The organism is Paenarthrobacter nicotinovorans, assembly GCF_007670255.1.
Classification (GTDB): domain Bacteria; phylum Actinomycetota; class Actinomycetes; order Actinomycetales; family Micrococcaceae; genus Arthrobacter; species Arthrobacter nicotinovorans_B.
Genome location: NZ_SZVS01000004.1, coordinates 99,249 through 123,964 on the forward strand (window position 1 = coordinate 99,249; position 24,716 = coordinate 123,964).

Consider the following 24,716-nt stretch of genomic DNA (forward strand, 5'->3'; position numbering starts at 1 on the left):
TGGGAAGGGCCGGTGGAATAATGCTGGGGACACAGGCAGCAGAAAGGCTCCCGATGCCCGCACCAACCCCAGCCCCCTCCGCGACCTCCCGGCGGCGGGCCGGCCGACCAACGGCGGCGGTCCTGGACCAGGACGGCATTACGACGGCGGCGCTCACCTTGATCAGCAGCAAGGGTTACGACGGACTCACCATGGCGGCATTGGCCCGCTCCCTGGGGGTTGCCCCGTCCGCCCTGTACAACCACGTCTCCTCCAAGGATGACGTGCTGGTGCTGCTTGAAGACCACCTGGCAGCAATGGTGGATGTCTCAGCCTTCGGGGTGGAGCCGTGGGACGTTGCCATACGGCGCTGGGCATGGTCCTACCGCGATGTCTTCTCCGAGCACACTCCCCTGATCCCCATCATCGCCGTATTGCCGGTAGCCAACGCCCCCAAGACCCTCGCCATGTACGAGGCCGTGACCGCCGGCTTCCGTGACGCCGGCTTCCCCGAGGACCGCATCATTTCAGCGATTGTGGCGCTGGAAGCCTTCGTGTTCGGCGCCGCTTACGACGTCACCGCTCCCGAGGACATTTTCGACGCCGGCGACCTCGCCGAGGACGTCCCGAACTTCACCTCCGCCGTGGACCGGCTGTCCCTGGCAGGCCACGAACGACCCACGGATACAGCCTTCAGTCTGGGACTTGAAGCGTTGATCGCAGGCTTTGGAGCGATGCGGGCGTAAGTTGCCTAGGCTGGGTCCATGACTGAAGCGCTGGATGAGGGCCCTTTTTACCACGGCACGAAAGCTGAAGTCCGGGCGGGCGACATTCTCTCGCCGGGGTATCGCTCGAACTACAAGCCCGACGTCGTCATGAACCATATCTACTTCACTGCCCTGCGCGACGGGGCCGGACTGGCGGCGGAGCTCGCCGTCGAACTGGCGTCCGGCGACGGTGAGCCGCACGTCTATCTCGTGGAACCCACGGGTCCCTACGAGAACGACCCCAACGTGACGGACAAGAAGTTCCCCGGAAATCCCACGCGCTCCTACCGCAGTACTTTTCCACTCAGGGTCGTCGAGGAAGTCACCGACTGGACTCGACTTACCCCCGAAGCACTAGAGATGTGGCGGGAGCGGCTTGCCGCAATCCGGGCTGATGAGCGGGCAGAAATCATCAACTAAAGGCGCCTCGACACTTCATTGCCAAGATAGTGCAGTATGCTGCACTACATGGAAGACAGTGCAGAGAGCCTGGCTCGCGCCATTGGAGAGCGCGTCAAGCAAGAACGCAAGGGCCGCGACTGGACGCTCGACAAGTTGGCCGAACTCGCCGGCGTGAGCCGCAGGATGCTGGTCAACGTAGAGCAAGGCGCCGTGAATCCGAGCATCGGAACCCTCCTTCGGATCAGTGACGCCCTGGGAGTGGGCTTGCCTGCGCTTGTCGAGCCGCCGGCACCCCGGGCGGCCAGGATCACCCGTTCAGGTGAAGGCGCGCTACTCTGGACCGGCCCGTCGGGCGGCCGCGGCGTGCTGGTCGCGGGCACTGAGTCTCCCGACGTCGTCGAGCTGTGGGACTGGACGCTGGCACCCGGGGAACTGCACGGGAGCGAGGCACACTCCGCGGGAACGCGCGAGCTGCTGCAGGTGCAGGAAGGTGCCCTCACCATAGAGATCGAGACAGAGAGCTACGAGCTCAGCGCTGGCGATGCCCTCACTTTCCGCAGCGATGTCCCGCATTCATATGCCAACCCCGGCATATCTCCGTCCCGCTTCACGCTGGCGGTCTTCGAACCCGGGGTCGGAGCGGGACACCGAACGGAGGCTCCCAATGCGTAACCGCCTGTCCGGAGCAATTGGTGGACTTCCGCCTTGGTCCATGGCTGTTGCCGCCATGATGGCGGTTCAACTATCCAACGCCCTGTCGGTAAGCGTGATCGGTCAGATCGGACCGGCAGGTACAGCATGGATGCGCATGTGCTTTGGAGTCGTTTTCCTGTGGATGGTCAGTCGGCCGGCCATCCGGTCCCTGCGCCGCCGCGATTTGCCGGCGTTGATTGCCCTCGGCGTTGTCACGGGTTTCATGACCACGTTCTTCCTTGCCGCCGTCGAGCGTATTCCGCTGGGAACCGCCGTCGCGATCGAATTCCTGGGACCCCTCACGGTGGCCGGCATCATGAGTCACCGCCGAAAGGCGCTGGTGTGGCCGCTGCTGGCCTTCATCGGCGTGGTTCTGCTGACGGAACCCTGGCATGGCGCGATCGACCTGGCCGGAGTGGGATTCGCCTTGGCGGCCGGTGTTTGCTGGGGCCTGTACAACGTGCTGACGCAGCATGTGGGTGATCGATTCTCGGGCATCAGCGGGTTGTCGCTCACCATTCCGGTTGCCGCGTTGGCCACCCTGCCCTTTGGGTTGCCGCAGGTACTGGGTGGCTCGCTTGAGTGGTGGGTTCTGCCGATGGCCGCGGGGATCGCGCTGATTACTCCAGTGATCGCTTTTGGTTTGGAAATGCTGGCCTTGCGGCGCATGACCCACACCGCTTTTGGCACACTGCTGTCCATTGAGCCTGCTTTTGGCGTGCTCATCGGCCTGCTGGTGCTGGCGCAGTCGCCCACGCTGATGCAGCTTGTTGGGGTTGCGCTGGTGGTGGTGGCTGGGACGGCGGCGCAGCAGGATGGGAAGCGTGCGCCTAAGCCGGTAGTGACGACGGATGTACCGGCGGCGCCTGGTGGCGTGAGGAACGGAGAGGGACGCGTTGGAAGCTAGTTGAGGACGGGCGCTCTGCGAGCGGTGATCGAATCGGACCGCGATAGTAGGGTTCGGGGTGAACCGGACGAGCAGGCTTGTAGGTGAAGGGAGAACCGTGATCTCAGCGCTAAACCAACTCGTCGATTTTATCGATGGTCACCTCACCGAGGAGATCAATATTGATGACTTGGCGGTCAGGCTCGGCATGACGGAGTACCACCTCCGCCGAATGTTCTCATCACTGGCGGGCATGCCGCTCTCCGAGTACGTCCGCAGACGCCGGATGACGGTGGCTGCAACGGACGTTCTCGGGACGGGCGACCTGCTGGCTATCGCTGTGCGGTATGGCTACGGCTCAACGGAGGCTTTTAGCCGGGCATTCCGATCAGTACACGGCGTCGGTCCGAGCGACGTGCGCCGGAACGGCGGCCCCCTTCGCACACAACCGCAGCTCAGGTTCCGCCTGACCGTAGAAGGGAACACCACAATGGACACTCGCATCGCAGAACGGCCGGCATTCAAACTCATCGGTCGTTCGGCACGTGTACCGCTTATACACAACGGCCCAAACCCGCACATCCAGGCACACATCGCCTCACTGCCAATAGCAGAGCACGCCCGGCTCAAGGAATTGAGCAACACCGACCCCGGTGGCCTGCTCCAGGTGAGCGCCGACGTAGACCCGGACTATAAGGAGGGCAGCGAGCTGACCTACCTTCATGGGGTCGCCGTCACCGAATCGACACCCGCGCCCCAGGAGCTCGACGCGATCGAGGTTCCCGCGGGCATCTGGGCGGTGTTCCATGCCGAAGGGGCTTACCCGGAGGTTCTTCAGTCCACGTGGGCCTCCACTGCCACCGATTGGTTCCCCTCCAATCCGTGGCGGCTCCGTCCAGGACCAGCGATTGTGGCAGTCCTCGACCGCGCGGAGGACTTCAGCACAGCGAGCTGCGAACTGTGGCTCCCTGTGGAACGCGGCTGAAGGATCAGCCCGCCGGCAGGCCAATGGCCATACCGGCGGGCTCCTCCGGAAACATCATCTCTTGTAGAACAAGTATTCAACTTGTATCCTAAGTAAAACTACTTAGGAGACCCCGTGAGCACCGTCGACCTCATCCGGCACGTCAAACTGTCCACCGCGAGATTGCCCCTCGCCGTACCCATCAGCGACGCCAAAGTTTTCACCGGGCGCCAGAAGCCGATGACGGAGGTTGTTTTCCTGTTCGCCGAGATCACCACCGAACAGGGCCACAGCGGCGTCGGTTTCAGCTACTCCAAACGCGCCGGCGGACCCGCCCAGTATGCCCATGCCAAGGAAGTCGCCGAGGGCATCATCGGCGAGGACCCCAACGACATTGGCAAGATCTACACCAAGCTCCTCTGGGCCGGCGCGTCCGTCGGAAGGTCAGGCGTGGCAACACAGGCGTTGGCCGCCGTCGACATCGCCCTCTACGACCTCAAAGCCAAACGCGCAGGCCTCCCCTTGGCCAAACTCCTGGGCTCTTACCGCGACTCCGTCCAGACCTACAACACCTCCGGCGGCTTCCTCAACGCCACCTTGGAGGAGGTCAAAGCACGTGCCACGCAGTCCCTCGAGAAGGGCATCGGCGGGATCAAAATCAAGGTTGGCCTGCCCGATTCCACGGAAGACCTTCGCCGCGTGGCCGGGATCCGGGAGCACATCGGCTGGGACGTGCCGCTTATGGTGGACGCCAACCAGCAGTGGGACCGTGCCACCGCCCTGCGCATGGGCCGCCAGTTGGAAGAGTTCAACCTCATCTGGATCGAAGAACCACTGGATGCCTACGACTTCGAAGGTCACGCACACCTCGCGCAGATTCTGGACACCCCCATTGCCACGGGCGAGATGCTGGCCTCCGTCGCCGAACACAAGGGCCTCATCAACGCCAACAGCTGCGACATCATCCAGCCTGATGCGCCGCGCGTAGGCGGCATCACCCAGTTCCTGCGCCTCGCCGCCCTGGCAGATGAGAGGGGCCTTGGCCTGGCGCCGCATTTCGCCATGGAAATCCACCTGCACCTGGCGGCTGCCTATCCACGTGAACCTTGGGTGGAGCACTTCGACTGGTTGGACCCGCTCTTTGAGGAACGGTTGGAGACCAAGAATGGCCGCATGATCGTCCCGGACCGTCCCGGACTTGGCGTCACCTTAAGCCATCAGGCCCGTGCGTGGACCACCGAATCCGTGGAGTTCGGCGCGTAATCTGGAACCCATGAGCCGAAACCTGACCGCGGATCTCGCCGCCGACCTCCGCAACCGCATCGTCGACGGCGTCATCCAGCCAGGTGAAAAGCTCCCCAGCGAAAACACCCTCATCAGCGAGTTCGGGGTGAGCAGGACCGTGGTCCGCTCCGCCCTGACCCGGCTGCAAGCCGAGGGCCTTGTGGAAACCGAACGCGGACGCGGCAGCTTCGCGCTGACTCCCCCCGCGGAAGGCCCAACACAAGCGCCGGGAACGCGGCCGGTATCCAGCATGGAAGAACGGCTTCAGATGCTGGACTTCCGGATCGGCGTCGAAACCGAGGCGGCGGCCCTTGCGGCCAGGAACCACAGCGAGCTGCAACTGAAAGCAGTCCACGGCGCCTTGGAGCAGTTCACAGCGAACGCCGCCCACCCGGCGCACGCCATGAAGGCGGATTTCGAATTCCACCGCGCCGTCGCCGCCGCCTCCGGCAATCCCTTTTATACGGACTGCATTACCGCCCTAGGCCAAACCATGATCGCCATGCCCCGCCCGCGCCTCGTCGCGGGGGACGACCAAGAAAGCCGCGACCGCTTCGACCACGTGATCCACGAGCACTCCTCCATCTACGCGGCAATCGCGGAGCGCGATCCCGTGGCTGCCGCGGCCGCCATGCGCCTCCACCTCAGCAACTCACGACGCCGGCTCACGGGTTCCGCGCGCGACTGACCTCCCAGCGGCGGGCCCAACTGTCACATGACGTTTTACGTGTTCCCGCGAGGAAACATTTCGTCCTTTAGCGACGCCGTTTAACGGAATTGGAATCCCCACGTCGTCCCATTGAGAACTATTGATTGAAGTTTCACGAAACTGGCATCCGAATTCCAAGGACCGGTAATTTTTTGATGACCCAGTCATTTTATGGACCGGGATATCCATCAAAGCCTTTGGGTGCTTCGTTGCAGGGACTTCTGTCTTGTCATGCACCCGGACAGAAAGCACCCCGGCATGACAACTCAGCAGACCGAAGCATCAACCATCCACGCCTACCTTGGGCAGCTGCCGAAAAGCATCGAGGTCATCGAACCCGGCACGCAGACCATCCGCTACAGCCACGACGCCGCCACCGCCAAAACTGTGCCGACAGCCCAAACAGAAGGGCCCGCCGTCGTCCTCCCTGCGTCAGCGGACGAAGTCCAAGAGGCAGTAAGGCTCGCCGCGGAACTCGGCGTTACGGTAGTCCCCCGCGGGGCCGGCAGCGGCCTGTCGGGCGGGGCGACTGCCAGGGTAAATCAGGTGGTCATTTCCACGGAAAAGCTCAATCGGATTATCGAAGTTTCACCGCTGGACGAGGTCGCCGTTGTTGAACCTGGCGTCATCAATGCCGAACTCAACAAATACCTCGAGCCCTACGGCCTTTTCTACGCACCGGATCCTGCAAGTTTTGACATTTCCTCAATCGGCGGGAATATCGCCACCAACGCCGGCGGGCTGCGGTGCGCCAAGTACGGGGTGACCCGCGAATCCATTCTGTCCCTCGACGTCGTACTCGCCGACGGAAGCCTCATCACCGTAGGGCACCGTTCCATCAAGGGCGTCACGGGCCTGGATCTCACCTCGCTGTTTGTCGGTTCCGAGGGCATCCTCGGCATCGTCGTGAGCGCTACAGTGAGGCTCCGCCCCATCCCCGTCGCCCGGAAAACCGTCAGCGCTTTCTTCGACACCACGGCCCAGGGAACGGAGGGCCTGGCAGCCATCACGCTCTCGCCCGTACGCCCGGCGGCCATCGAGTTTTTCGACACCCCGAGCCTGCACAACATCGACGCCCACTCCGGTACTGCGCTCCGTGAGCGCGGCGGTGCGCTGATCCTGATCGAACTGGACGGCTTCGGCATCGGCGACCAAGCTGCCGCACTGGCGACGGCGCTCACTGCTGCCGGCGGTCGGGTCACCGTGGAAGCCGACGACGACGGCGTGCGGCTTTGGGAACTGCGGCGCAGCGGCCGAGGCCTCCCACAGGACAAGTGGTACATCGGCGAGGACATCGCCGTACCGAAATCCCAACTCGGCAACGTCTACGCCGCTTTCCCCGCGCTTGAAGCCCGCTTCGGCGTCGATATTTCCGCAGTGTCGCACGCCGGCGACGGGAACCTTCATCCGCTCATCACCTTGGACAAGACGCCCGACGACGGCCCCAACCCGCCTGCCGCGCTGCAGGAAGCGGCCACTGAACTCGTGAAGGTGGCGCTCTCGCTCGGCGGAACCGTCACCGGCGAACACGGCGTGGGCTCCATCAAGAAGGAGTGGGCCGCACTGGAACTTTCCCAGCGCAGCCGCGAACTCCAGCACGCCATCAAAGCAGCGATCGACCCCCAGCAGCTGCTGAACCCCGGCAAGGCCATCTAGCCAATCAGTAAAACCCGGCCACCCCAACGGCCACACCCAACGCATCCCAGGAGAATCCATGAACACCTTCGCAACCCCTGAATTCCGCAGGCGCACCTTCCTTGCAGGCCTCGGCGCCCTGTCCACGTCGGCCTTGATCACAGCCTGCGGCGGGCCAACCGCCAGCACCGGCGCGAACGGGGGCACCCCGGTGGAAGGCGGGAACGTCACCTTCCTGATCCAGGGCTACGACACCGGCTGGGTCCCCAGCAAGACCGCTATCTCCAGCTATGAGGGAAACCTCTGGGGCCAGATCACGGACAAGCTGGTCTACGTCAACGAAAAGGGCGAGCTCAGCCCCTGGGTTGCCGAGAAGTGGGAGGAGCTCAACGGGGCCAAGGACTTTGTCCTGCACCTGAAGGAAGGCGTGACCTTCTCGGACGGAACCCCGCTGGATGCTGCAGCCGTGGTCACCAACCTGAACGCCTGGGCCAAGGGCGACTCTGCGCGCGGCATCAGCAAGGTTGGCCTGTTCCCTTCCACCAACTTCGCCTCCGCCGAAGCCACCGATCCCAAAACGGTCAAGGTCAGCTTCTCCTCTCCGGCCCTCGGCTTCATTGCCACGCTGGCCTACCACGGCTGCATCCTGCTCTCGCCGAAGACCCTGGCATTGCCGGTTGAAGCGCAGGCGGACCTCAGCCAGGAAATTGGCAGCGGTCCGTTTGTGGTCAAGTCCTGGAAGCAGGGCGACAGCTACGTCCTGGAGAAGCGCAAGGACTACAACTGGGGCCCGGCGGCGCTCGGTCACACGGGTCCGGCCCGCTTGGACACCATCACATACAAGGTCATCAAGGACACCTCGGTCCGTACCTCCACCGTGGTTTCGGGCCAGGCAGATGTTGCCTTCAACGTTGAGCCGCAGGAGATCGAATCCCTCAAGGCCCAGGGCTTTACCGTCGGCACACCCCGCTACCTCGGCTTCGTGGACGGCTTCCAGGTGAACACCACGGCCTTCCCCACCAACGAACTCGCCGTCCGCCAGGCCATCCAACACGGCATCGACCGCGAAGAGATCCGCAAGACCGTCTACACCGACGACTGGAACGCTGCCACCACCTTCATCCAGGGCAACGTCCCCGAAGCCGGCGACTTCAGCGACTCCTTCAAGTTCGATCCCGAGAAGGCCAACAAAGTGCTCGACGACGCCGGCTGGGCCAAGGGCTCCGATGGCTACCGGTCCAAGGACGGCAAAACCCTCGAATTCACGCTCACGCCCAACCCCTACGTCCCCTCCACCAAGGCCGAGGACGAACTCATCGCCCAGCAGCTGAAGAAGGTAGGCATCAAGGTCAACCTCAAGGTGGTGGACGTTGCGGGCTACGCAGCCATCCAGGCCAGCAAGCCGCCGCTGTTCCAGACCTCCCGCAGCTTCGTCGACGTCGGCACGGTCGCCGGTGTCCTGACCAGCCAGAACAAGGGCGAGGACTGGTTCAGCGTCGGAACCAGCGACCAAAAGCTGAACGACCTCTCGACGGCGATCGCTACCGCTTCGGACAGGGCCTCCCGTGAGAAGGTTGCCGACGAACTGCAGAAGTACGTCCTGGACCAGGGCTACTTTGTTCCCCTTAACCAGTTGGTCCAGCGCCTGTACCTGATCAGCCCGAAGATCAAGGACGTCCAGTACAACGGCCTGGCCTACGCCAACTTCTACACCGCCTGGATTTCACAGTGACCAGCGATTACAAGCGCTTTGCCCTCACGCGTGTGGGCCAGGCGGTCATCGTTGTCCTCCTCGCCTATGTCCTGACGTTCCTGGTCATCAGCGTGCTCCCAGGTGACGCGATCACCAACACGCTCCGCGACCCGCAGCACGGCCTCAGCGAGGAGGACATCCAGCGGATCGTGGCCTTCTATGGGCTCGATCAACCGGTGATCGTCCAGCTCCTCCTGTCATTGGGCCGCTTCCTGACAGGTGAGCTCGGGTTTTCGCTGCAGTCCAACCTGCCGGTGACCCAGATTGTCGGGGATGCCCTGCCTTCCACCCTTACACTGGCCTCGAGTGCCCTGGTGATCGCGATCGTCTTCGCCGTGGCCATCGCCTACGGTGCCCAGTACCTTCCCGGGAAGTGGGCCGCGATTGTCCGCTCCATCCCGTCGTTCTTCCTGTCCGTGCCGAACTTCGTGATCGGCCTCATCCTGATCGAGTTTTTCGCATTCCGGCTCCATTCGTTCACCACCACCGACCCGAACAGTCCCGTGGCTACGCTCTTTGCGGCCATCACCTTGGCAATTCCCGTCTCGGCTCCCCTGGCCGAGGTGTTGATTGCCAGCCTGGACCACGAATCCCGGCAGGAGTACGCGGTAGTAGCCCGTTCCCGTGGACTGACGGAAGCCAGGCTTTTCGCCAAGCACTTGGTGAAGCCGTCAGCCCTGCCGTCCGTAGCCATGGTGGCCTTGATCGTGGGTGAACTCCTGGGCGGTTCGGTCATCACGGAAACCATCTTCGGACGGGACGGCATCGGCACCGTGGTGCAGAAAGCTGTGACGGGCGAGGACCAACCGGTCCTTCAGGCAGTCGTTTCCCTCTCCGCGGTGGTGTTCGTGGCGGTCAACCTCCTTGCGGACCTCGCGTCACCGTTGCTCGATCCGCGCGTCAAACTCCGGGAGAAGGTAAGCGCATGACCGCCCTGCTCAGCAGTCCCCAGCTCAACAAACAAGAGCCAACCCAGAGGAAGCTGACGGACGGACTTCCCCCGGTCACGGTGATCCTGTCTTTCGCCGTGGTTCTCCTCGTCATCCTGTGGTCCTTGGTACCGGGTATCTTCACGCACTACAGTCCGGTTACCGGCGACACCGCGAGCAAACTGGCCGCACCCAGCGCCGCGCACTGGTTCGGGACCGACTACCTTGGCCGGGACCAGTACGCACGCGTGGTTTACGGCACGGCCTCCTCGGTCACGAGTGCCCTGGTGGCCGTCCTGATCGGCTTGGTAGTGGGCAGCATCATCGGCCTCGCAGCAGGATTCCGCGGCGGCTGGACCGACTCCATCCTTGGCCGCTTGGTCGATGTGCTTCTGGCCATTCCGGGCTTCCTCCTGGCTGTGGTCATCGTCAGTTCCCTGGGTTTCCAGACCATCAACGCGGCCATCGCAACCGGTGTGTCCGCCGTCGCGGTTTTCGCCAGGCTGATGCGCGCCGAAGTGATGCGTGTCCGCGGCGCCACATTCGTCGAAGCGTCCTACCTCGAAGGCGGCAACCGCCTCCACGCCCTGCTGGGACACATCCTGCCCAACGCCTACCGCTCTGTGCTGGTCCTGGCTGTGCTCCAGTTCGGCACGTCCATCCTGATCATCGCGTCCCTGGCTTTCCTCGGCTACGGCGATCCGCCCCCTGCCTCGGACTGGGGCCTGCTGGTGGCCTCCGGCAAAACCTACGTCACGGCACCGTGGCTCGTGTACGCGCCGGCGTTGGTCATCGTCATTACTGTCTTGTCCGTCAACCGCATCAGCCGCTGGCTGCGAAAGGCGAAGTGACATGAGCTCCCTATTAACAGTGCAAGGTTTGTCGATCGCTTACGACCATGCCGCCGTCGTCCATGATGTGTCGTTTTCACTCGCCAAAGGCGAGAGTCTCGCGCTGATCGGCGAGTCGGGTTCGGGCAAGTCGACCGTCGCCAAAGCCGTCCTTCGCCTGCTTCCCCACGGTTCGACCGCCACCGGGACAGTGGAGTTGAACGGCAAGGATCTCCTCTCCCTGCCGGAGAAGCAGTTCCGGCCGTACAGGGGCCGGGAACTCGGGTTCATCCCGCAGGACCCCGCGTCGGCCCTCAATCCGGTGCGGACCATCGGCGCACAAGCTCATGAGGCAGCCGCTCTGCTCGGCGAGACCGATCCCGAGGTGCGACGCCGGAAGATCCTCCACGTGCTGGAGCAGGTTGGCCTTCCCGATCCCGCGCGGGTCTACGACTCCTATCCACACCAGCTCTCCGGCGGCATGCTGCAGCGCGTTCTCATTGCCCTGACCGTGCTGCCGCGGCCGTCCCTGATCGTGGCCGATGAACCCACCTCAGCCTTGGACGTCACCGTTCAAAAGCTGATCCTGGACATGCTGACCGAGCTCCGGAGCGAGTTGGACATCAGCCTGCTCCTCATCACGCACGACCTCGCAATTGCCGCCGAGCGCGCCGATTCCCTGGTGGTCTTGAAGGATGGAGCGGTCCAGGAAAGCGGCGCTTCGCGCGAGATTTTCGCGGCCCCCAGGACCGAGTACGCCAGGAATCTCCAAGCAGACGTCCCGGCCTTGCACCCGGACAGGTACCGGAACCAGCGGCTCGCCACTGATGCAGCGCACGACGGCGTCTCCCGGACGGACGCGGCCGGCCCACCATCTGTTGAGCCCGCCCAGATCGACGTGCGCGCCGTGACAAAACGCTTCACCGCAGGCGGCAAGGAAGTGCTGGCCGTTGATGGGGTCTCGTTCTCCGTTGAACGCGGACGCACCCACGCCTTGGTGGGCGAATCAGGATCGGGCAAGACAACGGCAGTCCGGCTGCTGCTTGGTCTTGAACAAGCGGACGGTGGGGAGATCGCGGTAGCCGGGGAATCGACGTCGGGAAGGTCGCGAGCTGAAGTCCGGGAAATCCGGCGCCATCTCCAGCTGGTGTACCAAAACCCGTTCACGTCACTGGACCCCACGTGGAAGGTCAGCAGGATCATCCGGGAACCCCTGGACCAGTTCGGGGTGGGGACCAAGGCAGAACGGGCCCAACGCGTCCGTGAAGCATTGGATGCGGTGGGCCTTCCCGAATCCGTGGCATCACGCAGGCCCGCGAATCTGTCCGGCGGCCAACGGCAGCGCGTAGCAATCGCCCGCGCGCTCGTGGTGCGTCCCGACGTCGTCGTTCTGGACGAGCCGACGTCCGCACTCGACGTGAGCGTCCAGGCGGGAATCCTGGAGCTGCTGTCCAAGCTGCAGCGCGAACTGGGCCTGACGTATCTGTTCGTTTCCCACGACCTCGCGCTGGTGCGGCAGGTGGCGGACACAGTTTCCGTGCTGCGGCGCGGGCAGGTCGTCGAAGACGGGCCTGTGGAAGACATCTTCCTGCGGCCGCAGCATCCCTATACACAGTCACTCCTGGAGGCGATCCCCTTGGCCGCGCCAGTATCCGACACCAAACAACTAGCGAAGGCATCAGCATGACCGTGAACCTGACCACCACCCGCAGGCCTGCCCTGATCGAGGCCTTCACGGCACCCAAGGGTTTCGGTGACGCCACCCTGCGCGACAAGCGCGCGGACGCAATCGAACTCCTGGGTGGCATTCCGGATCCGGGCGTCCTTCCCACCACAGAGATAGCGGAAGCAACAGCCCGTGTATTGGCGCGGCCGGGGGTTCCCGCCCTGCAGTATTCGCGTACGGAAGGCATCTCGCCCTTGCGCGAATGGATCGCCGAGCGTGAAGGGGTGCCTGTGGACCGCATCCTGATCACCAACGGCGGCTTCCATGGCTTGTCCCTGGCGATTCAGGCCGTGGTGGAGCGCGGCGACTTGGTAGCCGTGGACAACCCGATTTTCCCGTTGTTCCTGCGGGGCCTGCAGCTTTCCGACGCCAGGACCCTGCCGGTGTTCGTTGGGCCGCGCGGGCTGGACGTAGACCATCTCAGCGACCTGTTGCGCGGCGGTGCCCGACCATCCGCCCTCTATACAGTGCCGGACTTCCACAACCCCTCGCAGGGCACCCTGCCGGGGGAAGCCCGTGCGGAACTCGTGCGCCTCGCGGAGCACTATGGCTTCGTGATCCTGGCGGACAACCCCTACCGTGAGCTGCGTTTCGCGGGAGAGCAGGAGAGCGTGGAGGAATTCAACAACTCCGACCACGTGCTGCACATTAATACGTTCACCAAAACGCTGGGTCCCGGGCTTCGGCTGGGGTGGACCGTGACCCCCGAGCACCTGTCCCGCGACCTTGTGGCACTTCGCAGCCGCCAGGACTCCCACAGCTCGACGCTGGTCCAGGCGATCATCGGCGAGCTGGTCACGTCCGACCCCGGAATCTTCGACGCCACGCTGAACAAGGCACGTGCCCTCTACCGGAGCCGTGCAGAGACCCTGGTGGCAGCGCTGGACCGGGAAGCACCTGGCGCGTTTGAGTCCGTGCTTCCCGAGGGCGGCCTGTTCCTGTGGCCGCGACTGGCCGACGATGCAGTGGATCCGGACCAGCTGGCAGCGGACGCCAGTGCCGAGGGCGTGGAGTACCAGCGCGGCTCGTTCTTCCCCTCGGGACCGGGAACGGATGCCGACCGCCACCTGCGCCTGGCCTATGGCGACGTCTCCGCCGAAAAGCTGGAAGAGGCCGCAGCACGCCTGGGACGTGCCCTGAAGCGCCAACTCCCCTAGCCGTACCCAACTAGGGACAGCACATGCCCTAATGAGGGCTGATTAGGACGCGTGCTGTCCCCTGGTTGGGTGGGCGGGCAACAAAAAAGCCCCCGATCCGTAGATCGGGGGCTTTTCTTTGCGTGCGCGAGGGGGGATTTGAACCCCCACACCCTTTCGGATACTGGCACCTGAAGCCAGCGCGTCTGCCGTTCCGCCACTCGCGCGCAACTTCTTTTTCCGGATCTTGACTGGTTTCCCAGCTTCGCTTCCTTCAAAAGCAGCGAGATCAAGCATAACGGACATGCGGAGCAAAACACCAATCGAGCCGCGTGCCACGCCTTGGAAAGGGGACAAATACCTATGAATCCGCGGAAATTCAAGGTTTTTTCACCCCCCGGGATCCCCGCCAACGCGGGCCACGGCCGAACTTTTCCGGGGCACAAGGCGTTGTGGATTAAGGTCATTCCCAGTCAGTCCCAGTAGTATCGGGAAGTGGAAGGGCCGCTCGGCACTCACTTTGGTGTGTGCACAGACGGACCAGCAGCAGGAGTATCGGACCAGGCACAGCAGGTGCCGCGGCAAGGAAAGGAGAAGGAACATGGGTTTGCTGGACAAAGTCGAGCGCGGCATTGAAAAAGCCGTCCGCAACGTCTTCTCCACAGGGTCGCGGGCACGGGTTGAGCCGGTGGAAATCGCGAGCAAACTGAGGCGGGAACTGGACAACCAGTCCATCACTATTTCCGCCGGACGTACGCTCGCTCCCAATGTTTTCGATGTCCTGCTCAGCGATGAGGATTTCGCCCGGGCCCAGGAGTGGGGAACGCCGCTCGCCGAGGAACTGTGCGACGTCGTCATCCAACACGTTCGCAGCCAGGGCTACACGCTCCAGGGAGCTGTCAGGATCTCGTTCCGTCGAAACGACGAAGAACGGGCAGGCCACTTCGAAATTGCTTCCCGGACTGAGAAGTCGTCCGGCGATGGGACTCCTGCACCGCAGCCTCCCCGCGCCAATGTTCCCGCAGCCCCGGCCCGGCAGCCCACGCGCCTCCAGCCTGTTTTGGACATCAACGGCCAGCGGTACTCACTCAACGCCCCGAGCGTCGTGCTGGGCCGCTCTTCGGAAGCTGACATCCTGGTGGATGACACCGGTGTTTCGCGGAAGCACCTTGAAGTGCGCACCGAACACGGCAGTACATGGGCTGTGGACCTCGGCTCTACGAACGGCAGCTACGTCAACGGACACAAGGTAAACGGCAGCGTGGAGCTTACAGACGGCTCAACCATCACGATGGGACGTACCAAGATTATTTTCCGCCTCCTCCCCCAGACCCCGGGTGGCCACGCGTGAACGATGTCAGCGAACTGACCATTACAGCGCTTCGCTTTGGATTCCTCCTGCTGCTGTGGATTCTGATCTTCAGCATCGTGTCCACCATGCGCCGTGACTTCCAGATCGGCCGCAAGGCCGTGACCGGAGTCCCCACGGCACGCGAAGTCCGCAAACATCCGGAACTGGCCGCTTCGCCACCGCCGGCCATCCAGCACGCCCGCAAGCTCGTTGTCACCGAGGGGCCCCTCAAGGGCACCACGGTTCCCCTCGCCGCCAGCCCGATCCTGCTCGGCCGCGCACAGGAAGCAACGTTGGTCCTGGAGGATGACTACGCCTCCGGACGGCATGCGCGTTTGTTCCCGCAGGGCAGCCGGTGGTTCATCGAGGACCTCGGCTCAACCAACGGCACCTACCTGGCCGATCAGCAGCTCACGCGCGCTTTGCCGGTGGAGCTCGGTGTCCCCGTGAGAATCGGCAAGACGGTCATTGAATTGAGGCCATAGTCCATGGCCTCTCCCGAGACCCCCAAGGACAAGGAACAGCCCGCGGAGCGCCCGTTGATCATGCGCTACGCGGCGCGTTCCGACGTCGGCCGGATCCGCTCCAAGAATGACGACTCCGCTTACGTGGGCCGCCATCTGGCAGTGGTTGCCGACGGCATGGGTGGACATGCCGGCGGCGATGTCGCCTCCGCTTCGACGGTCCTGGACATGATCCACCTGGATCATGACGACTACCCCGACGGCGCCGACACCGTCCTGGCTGACGAGATCCAAACGGCCAACTCCCTCCTCTCTGAGCTCGTCCACCAGAATCCCAAGCTGTCCGGCATGGGTACGACGGTTACGGCTTTGCTCCTTGAGGACCGCAAGCTCCACTTCGCCCACATCGGCGATTCCCGCGCGTATCGCCTGCGCAACAAGAAGTTCGAGCAGATCAGCATTGACCACACCTTCGTCCAGCGACTCATTGACGAGGGCCGGCTCCGTCCCGAAGAAGCAGAGACCCATCCGCACAAGAACGTCCTGATGCGCGTTCTCGGAGACGTTGACGCCAGCCCGGAGTTGGATCTGGACGTCCTGGACGTCGAGGCCGGCGAACGCTGGCTGCTGTGCTCCGACGGCTTGAATTATGTGGCGGGACACGTTGTGGAGCGCGTGGTCCGTGAAACCAAGGACCTGCGCGAATGTGCGGAGATCCTGGTGGACCTGACGCTCGAGGCCGGCGCCCCGGACAACGTCACCGTTGTCATGCTGGAAATCGCCGAGGAAACGGTCGACGACGTCAACACGGCCGCCGTCGACGTCGTACCGGCCGCGGCGCTTGCCGCCGTCGATGAACCGGACGCTGTCACGGCCACCAAGGCCGCCGACGAACCGCCGGCAGGCAAGGCCTCCGGGGCCGCCTCAGCATCAAAGACGAAGGCCGGCAAGGAGACAGACTCAGGAGCGTCTTCCGCTGACGACAAGCGGTCCACTGACGGTGGGCAGACAGAAGGCACGGAAAAGGCGGACGGGTCGTCCGAAGATTCCGAATCAGCCGACGAACCTCCCGCGACCACCGATCCGCACCTTGGCGAACACCTGTCAGCGGAAGTTCTGCGCGAAGAACTGGCCAGCCGCCCGCACGAATTGGTGGGTGCCGCGGCCACGGCAGCAGAAACCGGATCCATCCCCACCGTTGCCGGCCGCACGGTCGCACGTCGGGCCGCCACAGTCCTGACGCACAAGGCCGAGCAGGACCGCGCCGAGATCGAGGAGCCTCCGCGTCGCCGCAACCGCTGGCTGATGCCCGCCGTCGCCGCATTTGTGGTCCTCGGCGTCGTGGTTGGCCTCTGGCTTGGCTATGCCTGGACGCAGACGCGCTATTACGTGGGTGAATACGACCAGCGCGTTGCCATCTTCAACGGTATTTCCCAGAGGCTTGGCCCCATCCAGCTGTCCCGGCTGGAAGCAGTGACCGATGTCAGGGTCGATTCCTTGCCCGAGTACGGCCAGCAAAGCGTTCGCCAGACCGTCCCGGCCGGTGACCTCCACGATGCCCAGCTCATTGTGGAAAACCTGAAGCAGTATGGCAGCGCCTCGGTGAATTGCCCCAGCACCTCGCCGACCGGCACGGCTACGCCCAAGCCATCAACGACGCCGACCCCAACAGCCACGGTGCCGATTCCAAGCACGGCGGCCGTTGCCAGCCCCACGCCTTCGCCCGTACCAACTCCCTGTGAGGGGGCAAAATGATCCAGACTGAAACCGCCCCCAAGCCCCGCCGGAACGTCGAGCTGCTGCTTATCGTGCTGGCCCTCGCCGTGGGAATCGGCGCCAGCGCCCTGGTCAGCCTCAATTCCGGGAAGGGACTCGACAGCGACTTCTGGTTCCAGTCGAGCCTGCTCGCTGTTGCAGCTTTCGCGTTCCACGTAGTCCTCCGCCTGCGGGCGAAGTATGCCGATCCGGTAATACTTCCAATCGTAGTGGCCCTCAACGGTCTCGGCCTGGCACTGATCCACCGCATGGATGGCCCCGGCGACGATACCGGCAACAACCAGCTCCGCTGGACGCTCATTGCCATGGCGGTGTCCATCGCCGTGATCTGGTTCCTCAAGGACCACCGCGTTCTTCGCCGCTTTACCTACATCTCGCTGGCAGCCAGCGCCTTGCTGCTGGTCCTGCCCTTGGTACCGGGCATCTCTGCCGGCGAGGTGCTGGGCGCAAGCGTATGGATCCGCATCGGGCCCATGACCTTCCAGCCGGGCGAAATCGCCAAGATCACCCTGGCCATATTCTTCGCCGGTTATCTTTCCTCCAACAGGGACCTCATCCTCCTGGCAGGCCGCAAGATCGGTCCCATGCAGTTCCCGCGTTTCAAGGACCTGGGTCCGATGATCACCGCTTGGCTCGTGAGCATCGGCGTCCTGGTCTTCCAGCGCGACCTGGGCTCCTCGGTCCTCTTCTTCGGACTTTTCATCGTGATGATCTACGTGGCCACCAGCCGCATCTCCTGGGTGGTCATTGGCCTTGCGTTGATCCTCGGCGGTGGTTTCATTGCGTCGAAAATCTTCTCCCACGTCGCCTTCAGGATCGACAGCTGGATCAACGCCTTTACCCCCGAGGTCTTCGGCAGGTCACCGGGCGGCAGCGGACAGATTGTCCAAGGCCTGTTCGGCATGGCAGATGGTGGCCTGGTGGGAACCGGGCTTGGCCAGGGCAGGCCGGACCTGGTGCCGTTCGCCAACAGTGACATGATCGTGGCCCTCATTGGCGAGGAACTGGGCCTGATCGGCCTCTTCGCCGTCGTCATGCTCTACATGCTGCTCTTCACCCGTGGTTTCCGTGCAGCCCTCGGAACACGCGATGCCTTCGGAAAGCTCTTGGCTTGCGGCTTGTCGTTCGCCATTGCCCTCCAATGCTTCGTGGTCATCGGTGGCGTCACCCGGCTCATTCCCTTGACCGGCCTGACCACGCCGTTCCTGGCGGCCGGAGGTTCATCCCTTTTGGCCAACTGGATCATCGTCGGGCTGCTGCTCATGATCTCCAATACGGCCCGCGGCCCTGTGGACACCACTCCCATGGTTAACAAGTCCCCCACCACCAGTTCCCAGGGCACAGTCAAAACTGCAACAGGACAGACCCCAAGCGCACCAACAGAGGCGGTGAAGCATCAATGAACCAGGCTATTCGCAGCTCCTGGATGGCCGCCGTCGCCATGTTCGCGTTGATTTTCGGCGCCATCAGCTACGTCCAGGTCATTGGCGCGGACGACCTCAACGCCAACCCCTGGAACCAGCGCGCCATCCTGGCGACCTTCTGCAATGAACGCGGTGCAATCATCGTGGGCGGGAAGCCGGTGGCGGAGTCCGTGCCGGGAACAGAATCCTGCGCGTTCCAGCGCTCCTACCCCCAGCCTGAGCTTTACGCAGGCGTCACCGGGTTCTTCTCCAGGGGCTTTGGATCCACAGGTCTTGAACAGTCCATGGGCGAGACACTGGCGGGCAATTCGGACCAGCTGTTCCTGGACCGCATCAGCCAGATGTTCCTGGGCAAGGAGCCCAAGGGTGCCTCAGTTGAGCTGACCTTGGATCCTGCCATCCAGAAACTGGCTTACGACCTCATTCCTGACGGGCAGCGTGGCTCAATCGTCGTCACCAACCCGAAGACCGGGGCCATCCTTGCCATGGTCTCCAAGCCGTCATACGACCCCAACCTGATAGCCACGCACGACACCGCTGCCGCGGAGGCGAACATGGCCAAGCTGAACCAGGTCCCGGGCATCAACCTGAACCAGAATGTCAGCGGCCCCACGGGCAACCTGCTCTCGCCCGGCTCCGTCTTCAAGCTCATTGACACTGCGGCAGCCCTGAACTCGGGCAAGTACAACAAGGACAGCGAGCTGCCGAACCCCAGCAGCCTCCCGCTTCCGGGTTCGAACGCCAGCCTCCCCAACTATGCCGGCGGTAACTGCAACGTCCGGGAGACGGCGTCGTTCGCTTTTGCTTTGGAGCAGTCCTGCAACACGCCGTTCGCCAGCATCGCACTGGACCTCGGCCAGGACGCAATCCGCCAACAGGCTGAAAAGTTCGGCTTCGGCGAGACCTTCGGCGACCAGCTCAAGCTCCAGCAAGCCAAGAGTGTGTTCCCCAAGGACCTGGACCAGGCCCAGCTGGCCCAGTCCTCGGTGGGTCAGCGCGACGTGAAGGCCACGCCGCTGCAGATCAACATGATGACGGCCGCCATCGCCAACGGCGGTGTGCAGATGAAACCCAACCTGGTTCAAACGGTGCGCGCTCCCGACCTCCGTGTCATCAGCGAAACCAAGCCCGAACCGCTGCGCACCAGCACCACCCAGCCGATTGCCAGCCAGATCACCGAGTGGATGACCAGTGCCGTGGACAACGGCATCGCCAAGGGCGCGGCCGTTCCCGGCATCAAGGTGGCCGGCAAGACCGGCACGGCCGAACTCGGGGATTCCGGTGTGAACAACTCTTGGTTTACCGGGTTCGCCCCGGCAAACGACCCGCAAGTAGCCGTCACCATCGTCATGGAAGGTGTGGACGTGCTCAGCGGTGCCCAGCTAACCAGTCCGAACGCGAAGAAGATTTTTGAGGCGGTGTTGAATAAGTGAGGCCTACTTCGGGAATCACACTCGGCGGCAGGTTCCAGCTGACCAGTCGCATTGCGATTGGTGGCATGGGCGAGGTCTGGAAGGCCAAGGACCAGATCCTTGGCCGGATCGTGGCCATCAAGGTGCTCAAGGAGGAATACACGGGGGACCCCGGCTTCCTGCAGCGCTTCCGTGCCGAGGCGCGCCACACAGCCCTCCTTAACCACGTGGGCATTGCCAATGTCTTCGATTACGGCGAGGAAGCCGGCTCCGCCTATCTCGTGATGGAGCTCGTGCCCGGGCACCCTCTCAGCGGGATCCTGGAGCGCGAGCAGGTGCTGTCCCCGGACATGACGCTCTCCATCATCGCCCAGACCGCCCGCGCCCTTGCCGTGGCCCACGCGCAAGGCCTGGTGCACCGCGACATCAAGCCCGGCAACCTGCTGATCACACCGGACAACCGGGTCAAGGTTACTGACTTTGGCATCGCCCGCCTGGCGGACCAGGTACCGCTGACCCAGACCGGCCAGGTCATGGGTACCGCGCAGTACTTGGCGCCGGAGCAGGCCACGGGCCAGACGGCCACGGGTTCGTCCGACATCTATTCGCTGGGCGTCATCGGTTACGAGTGCCTCACCGGCCACCGTCCGTTCTCCGGCGAATCCCAGATTGCCATCGCCCTGGCCCAGGTCAACGACGCTCCCCCGCCGCTTCCGGACACCCTTCCGGTTCCCGTACGTGCGCTGTTGATGTCCATGCTGGCCAAGGACCCCAAGAACCGGCCGGCCAACGCCATCAAGCTGGCCGAAGCAGCCGAAGCCATCCGCAACGGCGACATCGCCACGGCACACGCCGCCGTCCCCGGAATGCTGTTGTTCGAAGGCGCTACCGGCCCCATCACGGCGCCGGTCAACACCGCAACGGCACCCACCGGCGTCGTCGCTTCGCCGTACGGCAAGGAGCAATCGTCGACGGCGACCTCCGCGCTTCCGGTGCTGGGCGCCGGCGCAGCCGGAGCTGCTGTGGGAGCCGCCGCGGCTTCCGCCGACAACCCCCTGACGCGTGCCAACGCCCTGGAGGCAGAGCGGCAGCTGAACGACGATGAAGAAGTCATCTACAGCGATGACGAGCGCTACGACGATCCGGAACCGGAACGCAAAAAACGCAGCCCGTGGACGTGGCCGCTTGTCGCGCTGATCCTTCTGGTGTTGTTCGCGCTGATTGGTTTCCTGATTTCGCAGTCCGGATTCTTCTCGCCGAGCCCTTCGCCCAGCCAGTCGACGTCGGCCAGCACCAGCCGCTCGCCCAGCCCCACGTCGTCGTCGGCCACTCCGTCGCCAACGCCGACCCAGACCTCTGAAGCGCCGTCGCCCACCCAGTCGACCCCGCAGAAGATCAACATCATCCCGGAGGAATTCCAGGGACAACCATTCGAGACGGTCAGCGCCAAGCTCCGTGCGCTCGGTCTCGGCGTCGACGGACAAGAGAAATTCGATCAGTCAGCACCTGGAACGGTGCTTAGCCTCAATCCCACCGGTCCGGTGGACCCCGGAACCACCATTACAGTGACCTACTCCGCGGGTCCCGAGATGGTTGCGGTGCCCACCATTGGCGAGGGTGTTCCCGAAAGCCAAGTGCAGGCAGCCCTGCAGGGCGCGGGACTGAAGTATGTCAAGGGTGAGGACGTCAACGGATCCATCAGCCAGCAGCCCGGAACGTTCGTTCGTTCGTCGCCGGCCGCAGGCACCGAGGTACCGGCCGGTTCCACTGTGACCTACTATCTGTCCAAGGAGCTCATCCCCACCAACCCAGGCTCCACAAAAGCCAACCCGTCAAGCTCTGCTTCCCCAACAGGCCGCTAAACCACCATGTCTACGCCCCGTCCCGGCCCCGCGCATCGAGAGGAGAGCACACCTGTGTCTTCACAGCGCATCCTCAATGAACGCTATGAACTCGGTGAGTTGATCGGTCGTGGCGGCATGGCTGACGTCTACAAGGGAACAGACACCCTGCTGGGACGAACCATCGCGGTGAAGGTCCTGCGCGCGGACCTTGCCCGCGATCCGCAGTTCCAGGCCCGTTTCAAGCGTGAAGCCCAGGCCGTCGCGGCGCTCAACCATCCCTCCATCGTCGCCATCTTTGATACGGGAGAGTATTCCGTTCCGGGTGGCCCCGGAGAGGATGTGCGCGTTCCGTACATCGTCATGGAGTTCGTCTCGGGCCGCACGTTGAGGGACATGATCAAGGCGAAGGAACTGGGCGTAGAGGATTCCATCGGCTACACGCTGGGTGTACTCGCTGCCTTGGAGTACAGCCACCGTGCCGGGATTGTCCACCGGGACATCAAGCCGGCCAACGTCATGGTCTGCGCGGACACCGGTGATGTCAAAGTCATGGACTTCGGCATCGCGCGTGCCATGGCCGACTCCGCGGCCACGATGACCCAGACCCAGGCGGTTGTGGGTACCGCACAGTACCTCTCGCCGGAGCAGGCCAGGGGCGAAACCGTGGACGCCCGCAGCGATCTCTATTCGGCCGGCTGCCTCCTGTATGAGCTCCTGACCAGCAGGCCGCCCTTCGTGGGCGACAGCCCGGTGTCCGTGGCCTACCAGCACGTCCGCGAAACCCCGGACCTTGCGAGTGCACACAACCCGGATGTCACCGAGGCGCTGGACTCGGTGCTGGTCAAGGCGCTGCAGAAGAGCCGAACGGATCGCTTCCAGGATGCCGCCGCCTTCCGTCGGGCCCTCCGTGCCGCCAGCAATGGCATCCCGGTGCCCGCCGTCGCGGCCAGCGAAGCCCCCACCGATCCAAACGACCTTGTGGAAGACGATAACCCCTCCACGCAGCTCCTTAGTGCCACGGCCGTGGGGTTGCTGGATGTGGACCAGTTCAAGGAAGAACCCCTTGACCGGGCACATGAGGAACCCCTTCCCCTGGGCCTCCCACCGGAACGTGAGCGGCCCGCCCAGCAGAGGTCCCGCCGTCGTGCTTGGATCGCGACGCTGGTGATCTTCACGCTCCTGGTGTTGGCCGGCGGCGGTTTCTGGCTCTACAACCTCATGAACGCCAAGCCTGCCGAGCCTGCAAAAGTCGAGGTGCCGGTGGTGGCCAACATGACCGAATCCCAGGCGATCCAGAAGCTCTATTCACTGAAGCTCGTGCCAAAGTCGGTACGCGAGGCCAGCAATACTGTCGCCAAGGACATGGCCATAGGCACCACACCGGCTGCGGGTTCAATGGTGAACCAGGACGGCGAAGTAATCCTCAAGGTCTCCAGCGGTCCAAGCTCGGTGACCATACCGGCGGACATCGTGGGGCGTACAGAAGCGAATGCCACAGATGCGCTCCGGGAACTGGGCATCACGGGAACGATCAAGAGTGCCCGTACGCACAGCGCCACCGTGCCCATGGGCCTGGTCATAGGCACAGCCCCGGCACCGGGGGCCCCGATTGCCACCAACTCCACGGTGGAGCTGCAGATCTCCTCCGGCAAGGTCCTGATGCCACAGCTCATCGGGCTGCCCCAGGCCGAGGCCGAGGCGGCACTGAAGGCCAATGGCTTGACCATGGTGGTGGTGGAGCAGGAGAACTCGCAGGTAGAGCCGGGCAAGGTCACCGCACAGAGCGAGGTCTTCAACACCGAGGTCGATCAGGGCAAGACGGTCACCGTTACGGTTGCCAAGGCTCCTGCCCCACCGCCAACGCCCACTCCTACGCCGACTGAGGACACCCCGACGCCGAAGCCCACGCCCACCAAAAAATAGCCTGTGGGGGCCGCGCGGCTACTGCTTGATCAGCGGGCTCAGCTGCGCGGCACGCTCGGCTGCGCCGGTCATGCCAAGGGATTCGAGCCAGTTACCCAGCATCTGGTAACCGCCCTCGGTGAGCACTGACTCCGGGTGGAACTGGACGCCGCAGAGCGGAGCGGTCTTGTGCTGGAGGCCCATTACTACACCGTTCGTGGTCTCCGCCGTGACCTCCAGGACATCAGGAATGGAGTCGCGAACGGCTGCGAGGGAGTGGTACCTGGTTGCTGTGACGGGAGAGGGGAGGCCGGCAAAGACGCTCTTTCCTTCGTGCCGCACAGGGGAGGTCTTGCCGTGCATGAGCTCCGGCGCGTGGGTCACCACTCCGCCGTAGGCTTCTGCGAGGGCCTGGTGGCCAAGGCAGACGCCGAACATGGGCTTGGAGGCTTCACCACACCATTTGATGAGCTCGATGCAGACGCCGGCTTCGGCAGGGGTGCCCGGCCCGGGCGACACAAGGACGCCGTCGCGGGTTGCCGCCAGTTCCGTGGCCTCTGCCAGAGTGACGTCGTCGTTCCGGACGACAGTTGTTTCGGCGCCCAGTTCCTGGAGGTAGCCCACCAGTGTGTAGACGAAGCTGTCGTAGTTATCTACTACCAAAATCTTTGTTGTGCTCATGGTTGCGGCACTAAACCAATCGTTGAGTCAGTCAGGGTGGTGAATTGGGAAAACCAGGGGAACAGGAACTCGACCATCAGTACCAGGGCTACTCCCACCAGTACCAGCGAAGTGAGGATCCGCACCCACAGCGGGCCGGGCAAGTTCCGGAAGATCCATGCGTACATCT

22 protein-coding genes and 1 tRNA gene are annotated in these 24,716 nt (G+C 63.6%); 20 read left to right on the forward strand and 3 right to left on the reverse strand.

Going from position 1 to position 24,716, the window contains the following annotated elements:
• The first annotated feature begins 20 nt into the window (after positions 1 to 20).
• The 13 genes from FDP28_RS07645 to FDP28_RS07705 all read left to right on the forward strand — a co-directional run bounded on the left by FDP28_RS07645 (position 21) and on the right by FDP28_RS07705 (position 13,714).
• The gene (locus FDP28_RS07645) at positions 21 to 725 is read left to right on the forward strand and encodes a TetR/AcrR family transcriptional regulator (protein WP_144660160.1); all 705 of its coding nucleotides are present in this window, start codon (positions 21 to 23) and stop codon (positions 723 to 725) included.
• 18 nt (positions 726 to 743) lie between these two features.
• Complete coding sequence (gene arr, locus FDP28_RS07650) at positions 744 to 1,166, forward strand: NAD(+)--rifampin ADP-ribosyltransferase (protein ID WP_144660162.1); 423 nt, start codon at positions 744 to 746, stop codon at positions 1,164 to 1,166.
• Between the two features lie 48 nt (positions 1,167 to 1,214).
• Positions 1,215 to 1,820 carry a helix-turn-helix domain-containing protein gene (locus FDP28_RS07655; RefSeq protein ID WP_222120622.1) on the forward strand — a complete coding sequence of 202 codons (606 nt, stop codon included), beginning with the start codon at positions 1,215 to 1,217 and terminating at the stop codon, positions 1,818 to 1,820.
• Positions 1,813 to 2,748, forward strand: a complete 936-nt coding sequence (locus FDP28_RS07660) for an EamA family transporter (protein ID WP_260842384.1) — start codon at positions 1,813 to 1,815, stop codon at positions 2,746 to 2,748. Before FDP28_RS07655 ends, FDP28_RS07660 begins: the two co-directional genes overlap by 8 nt.
• 97 nt (positions 2,749 to 2,845) lie before the next feature.
• Positions 2,846 to 3,712 carry an AraC family transcriptional regulator gene (locus FDP28_RS07665; protein WP_144660167.1) on the forward strand — a complete coding sequence of 289 codons (867 nt, stop codon included), beginning with the start codon at positions 2,846 to 2,848 and terminating at the stop codon, positions 3,710 to 3,712.
• Positions 3,713 to 3,826: 114 nt separating this feature from the next.
• Positions 3,827 to 4,954, forward strand: a complete 1,128-nt coding sequence (locus FDP28_RS07670) for an L-talarate/galactarate dehydratase (protein WP_144660169.1) — start codon at positions 3,827 to 3,829, stop codon at positions 4,952 to 4,954.
• A 10-nt stretch (positions 4,955 to 4,964) separates the two neighbouring features.
• Positions 4,965 to 5,663, forward strand: a complete 699-nt coding sequence (locus tag FDP28_RS07675; protein ID WP_144660172.1) for a FadR/GntR family transcriptional regulator — start codon at positions 4,965 to 4,967, stop codon at positions 5,661 to 5,663.
• A 279-nt stretch (positions 5,664 to 5,942) separates the two neighbouring features.
• A complete protein-coding gene (locus tag FDP28_RS07680) occupies positions 5,943 to 7,340 on the forward strand; it encodes an FAD-binding oxidoreductase (protein ID WP_186313549.1) in 1,398 nt (465 codons plus the stop codon).
• A gap of 58 nt (positions 7,341 to 7,398) precedes the next feature.
• Entirely contained in the window at positions 7,399 to 9,051 is a 1,653-nt protein-coding gene (locus FDP28_RS07685) for an ABC transporter substrate-binding protein (RefSeq protein WP_144660178.1), read from the forward strand.
• The gene (locus FDP28_RS07690) at positions 9,048 to 10,001 is read left to right on the forward strand and encodes an ABC transporter permease (protein WP_144660180.1); all 954 of its coding nucleotides are present in this window, start codon (positions 9,048 to 9,050) and stop codon (positions 9,999 to 10,001) included. Before FDP28_RS07685 ends, FDP28_RS07690 begins: the two co-directional genes overlap by 4 nt.
• Entirely contained in the window at positions 9,998 to 10,852 is an 855-nt protein-coding gene (locus FDP28_RS07695; RefSeq protein ID WP_144660182.1) for an ABC transporter permease, read from the forward strand. The genes FDP28_RS07690 and FDP28_RS07695 overlap by 4 nt, the downstream gene beginning before the upstream one ends.
• A 1-nt stretch (position 10,853) precedes the next feature.
• Complete coding sequence (locus tag FDP28_RS07700; RefSeq protein ID WP_144660184.1) at positions 10,854 to 12,518, forward strand: ABC transporter ATP-binding protein; 1,665 nt, start codon at positions 10,854 to 10,856, stop codon at positions 12,516 to 12,518.
• Positions 12,515 to 13,714 carry an aminotransferase-like domain-containing protein gene (locus tag FDP28_RS07705; RefSeq protein ID WP_144660186.1) on the forward strand — a complete coding sequence of 400 codons (1,200 nt, stop codon included), beginning with the start codon at positions 12,515 to 12,517 and terminating at the stop codon, positions 13,712 to 13,714. The genes FDP28_RS07700 and FDP28_RS07705 overlap by 4 nt, the downstream gene beginning before the upstream one ends.
• A gap of 123 nt (positions 13,715 to 13,837) precedes the next feature.
• Here FDP28_RS07705 and FDP28_RS07710 read toward each other — a convergent pair.
• A tRNA-Leu gene (locus FDP28_RS07710) sits at positions 13,838 to 13,920 on the reverse strand.
• 374 nt (positions 13,921 to 14,294) lie between these two features.
• On the opposite strand from FDP28_RS07710, the gene FDP28_RS07715 reads away from it, so the two are divergent.
• Genes FDP28_RS07715 through pknB form a run of 7 tightly spaced genes read left to right on the forward strand, consistent with a single transcriptional unit; the run spans position 14,295 to position 23,887 of the window.
• The gene (locus FDP28_RS07715; RefSeq protein WP_144660188.1) at positions 14,295 to 15,044 is read left to right on the forward strand and encodes an FhaA domain-containing protein; all 750 of its coding nucleotides are present in this window, start codon (positions 14,295 to 14,297) and stop codon (positions 15,042 to 15,044) included.
• Positions 15,041 to 15,529, forward strand: coding sequence for an FHA domain-containing protein FhaB/FipA (locus FDP28_RS07720; protein ID WP_144660191.1), 489 nt, complete (start codon positions 15,041 to 15,043; stop codon positions 15,527 to 15,529). Before FDP28_RS07715 ends, FDP28_RS07720 begins: the two co-directional genes overlap by 4 nt.
• Before the next feature lie 3 nt (positions 15,530 to 15,532).
• Complete coding sequence (locus FDP28_RS07725; RefSeq protein WP_144660193.1) at positions 15,533 to 17,263, forward strand: PP2C family protein-serine/threonine phosphatase; 1,731 nt, start codon at positions 15,533 to 15,535, stop codon at positions 17,261 to 17,263.
• Positions 17,260 to 18,687, forward strand: a complete 1,428-nt coding sequence (locus FDP28_RS07730; RefSeq protein ID WP_144660196.1) for an FtsW/RodA/SpoVE family cell cycle protein — start codon at positions 17,260 to 17,262, stop codon at positions 18,685 to 18,687. The genes FDP28_RS07725 and FDP28_RS07730 overlap by 4 nt, the downstream gene beginning before the upstream one ends.
• Positions 18,684 to 20,141, forward strand: a complete 1,458-nt coding sequence (locus FDP28_RS07735) for a peptidoglycan D,D-transpeptidase FtsI family protein (protein WP_144660197.1) — start codon at positions 18,684 to 18,686, stop codon at positions 20,139 to 20,141. Before FDP28_RS07730 ends, FDP28_RS07735 begins: the two co-directional genes overlap by 4 nt.
• A complete protein-coding gene (locus tag FDP28_RS07740; RefSeq protein WP_144660200.1) occupies positions 20,138 to 21,982 on the forward strand; it encodes a protein kinase domain-containing protein in 1,845 nt (614 codons plus the stop codon). The genes FDP28_RS07735 and FDP28_RS07740 overlap by 4 nt, the downstream gene beginning before the upstream one ends.
• 6 nt (positions 21,983 to 21,988) lie before the next feature.
• Complete coding sequence (gene pknB / locus FDP28_RS07745; protein WP_144660203.1) at positions 21,989 to 23,887, forward strand: Stk1 family PASTA domain-containing Ser/Thr kinase; 1,899 nt, start codon at positions 21,989 to 21,991, stop codon at positions 23,885 to 23,887.
• Between the two features lie 18 nt (positions 23,888 to 23,905).
• On the opposite strand, the gene FDP28_RS07750 is transcribed toward pknB, so the two are convergent.
• Both FDP28_RS07750 and FDP28_RS20495 read right to left on the reverse strand, forming a co-directional pair.
• Complete coding sequence (locus tag FDP28_RS07750; protein WP_144660206.1) at positions 23,906 to 24,547, reverse strand: aminodeoxychorismate/anthranilate synthase component II; 642 nt, start codon at positions 24,545 to 24,547, stop codon at positions 23,906 to 23,908.
• Complete coding sequence (locus FDP28_RS20495) at positions 24,544 to 24,714, reverse strand: hypothetical protein (protein ID WP_186313550.1); 171 nt, start codon at positions 24,712 to 24,714, stop codon at positions 24,544 to 24,546. Before FDP28_RS20495 ends, FDP28_RS07750 begins: the two co-directional genes overlap by 4 nt.
• Between the last annotated feature and the right edge of the window lie 2 nt (positions 24,715 to 24,716).

What these genes read in the sequence shown, in the direction of transcription:
- FDP28_RS07645 (WP_144660160.1), top strand. Translation starts at nt 21, where the DNA reads ATGCTGGGGACACAGGCAGCAGAAAGGCTCCCGATGCCCGCACCAACC.
- arr (WP_144660162.1), top strand. Translation starts at nt 744, where the DNA reads ATGACTGAAGCGCTGGATGAGGGCCCTTTTTACCACGGCACGAAAGCT.
- FDP28_RS07655 (WP_222120622.1), top strand. Translation starts at nt 1,215, where the DNA reads ATGGAAGACAGTGCAGAGAGCCTGGCTCGCGCCATTGGAGAGCGCGTC.
- FDP28_RS07660 (WP_260842384.1), top strand. Translation starts at nt 1,813, where the DNA reads ATGCGTAACCGCCTGTCCGGAGCAATTGGTGGACTTCCGCCTTGGTCC.
- FDP28_RS07675 (WP_144660172.1), top strand. Translation starts at nt 4,965, where the DNA reads ATGAGCCGAAACCTGACCGCGGATCTCGCCGCCGACCTCCGCAACCGC.
- FDP28_RS07680 (WP_186313549.1), top strand. Translation starts at nt 5,943, where the DNA reads ATGACAACTCAGCAGACCGAAGCATCAACCATCCACGCCTACCTTGGG.
- FDP28_RS07685 (WP_144660178.1), top strand. Translation starts at nt 7,399, where the DNA reads ATGAACACCTTCGCAACCCCTGAATTCCGCAGGCGCACCTTCCTTGCA.
- FDP28_RS07695 (WP_144660182.1), top strand. Translation starts at nt 9,998, where the DNA reads ATGACCGCCCTGCTCAGCAGTCCCCAGCTCAACAAACAAGAGCCAACC.
- FDP28_RS07700 (WP_144660184.1), top strand. Translation starts at nt 10,854, where the DNA reads ATGAGCTCCCTATTAACAGTGCAAGGTTTGTCGATCGCTTACGACCAT.
- FDP28_RS07705 (WP_144660186.1), top strand. Translation starts at nt 12,515, where the DNA reads ATGACCGTGAACCTGACCACCACCCGCAGGCCTGCCCTGATCGAGGCC.
- FDP28_RS07715 (WP_144660188.1), top strand. Translation starts at nt 14,295, where the DNA reads ATGGGTTTGCTGGACAAAGTCGAGCGCGGCATTGAAAAAGCCGTCCGC.
- FDP28_RS07725 (WP_144660193.1), top strand. Translation starts at nt 15,533, where the DNA reads ATGGCCTCTCCCGAGACCCCCAAGGACAAGGAACAGCCCGCGGAGCGC.
- FDP28_RS07730 (WP_144660196.1), top strand. Translation starts at nt 17,260, where the DNA reads ATGATCCAGACTGAAACCGCCCCCAAGCCCCGCCGGAACGTCGAGCTG.
- FDP28_RS07735 (WP_144660197.1), top strand. Translation starts at nt 18,684, where the DNA reads ATGAACCAGGCTATTCGCAGCTCCTGGATGGCCGCCGTCGCCATGTTC.
- pknB (WP_144660203.1), top strand. Translation starts at nt 21,989, where the DNA reads ATGTCTACGCCCCGTCCCGGCCCCGCGCATCGAGAGGAGAGCACACCT.
- FDP28_RS07750 (WP_144660206.1), bottom strand. Translation starts at nt 24,547, where the DNA reads ATGAGCACAACAAAGATTTTGGTAGTAGATAACTACGACAGCTTCGTC.
- FDP28_RS20495 (WP_186313550.1), bottom strand. Translation starts at nt 24,714, where the DNA reads ATGTACGCATGGATCTTCCGGAACTTGCCCGGCCCGCTGTGGGTGCGG.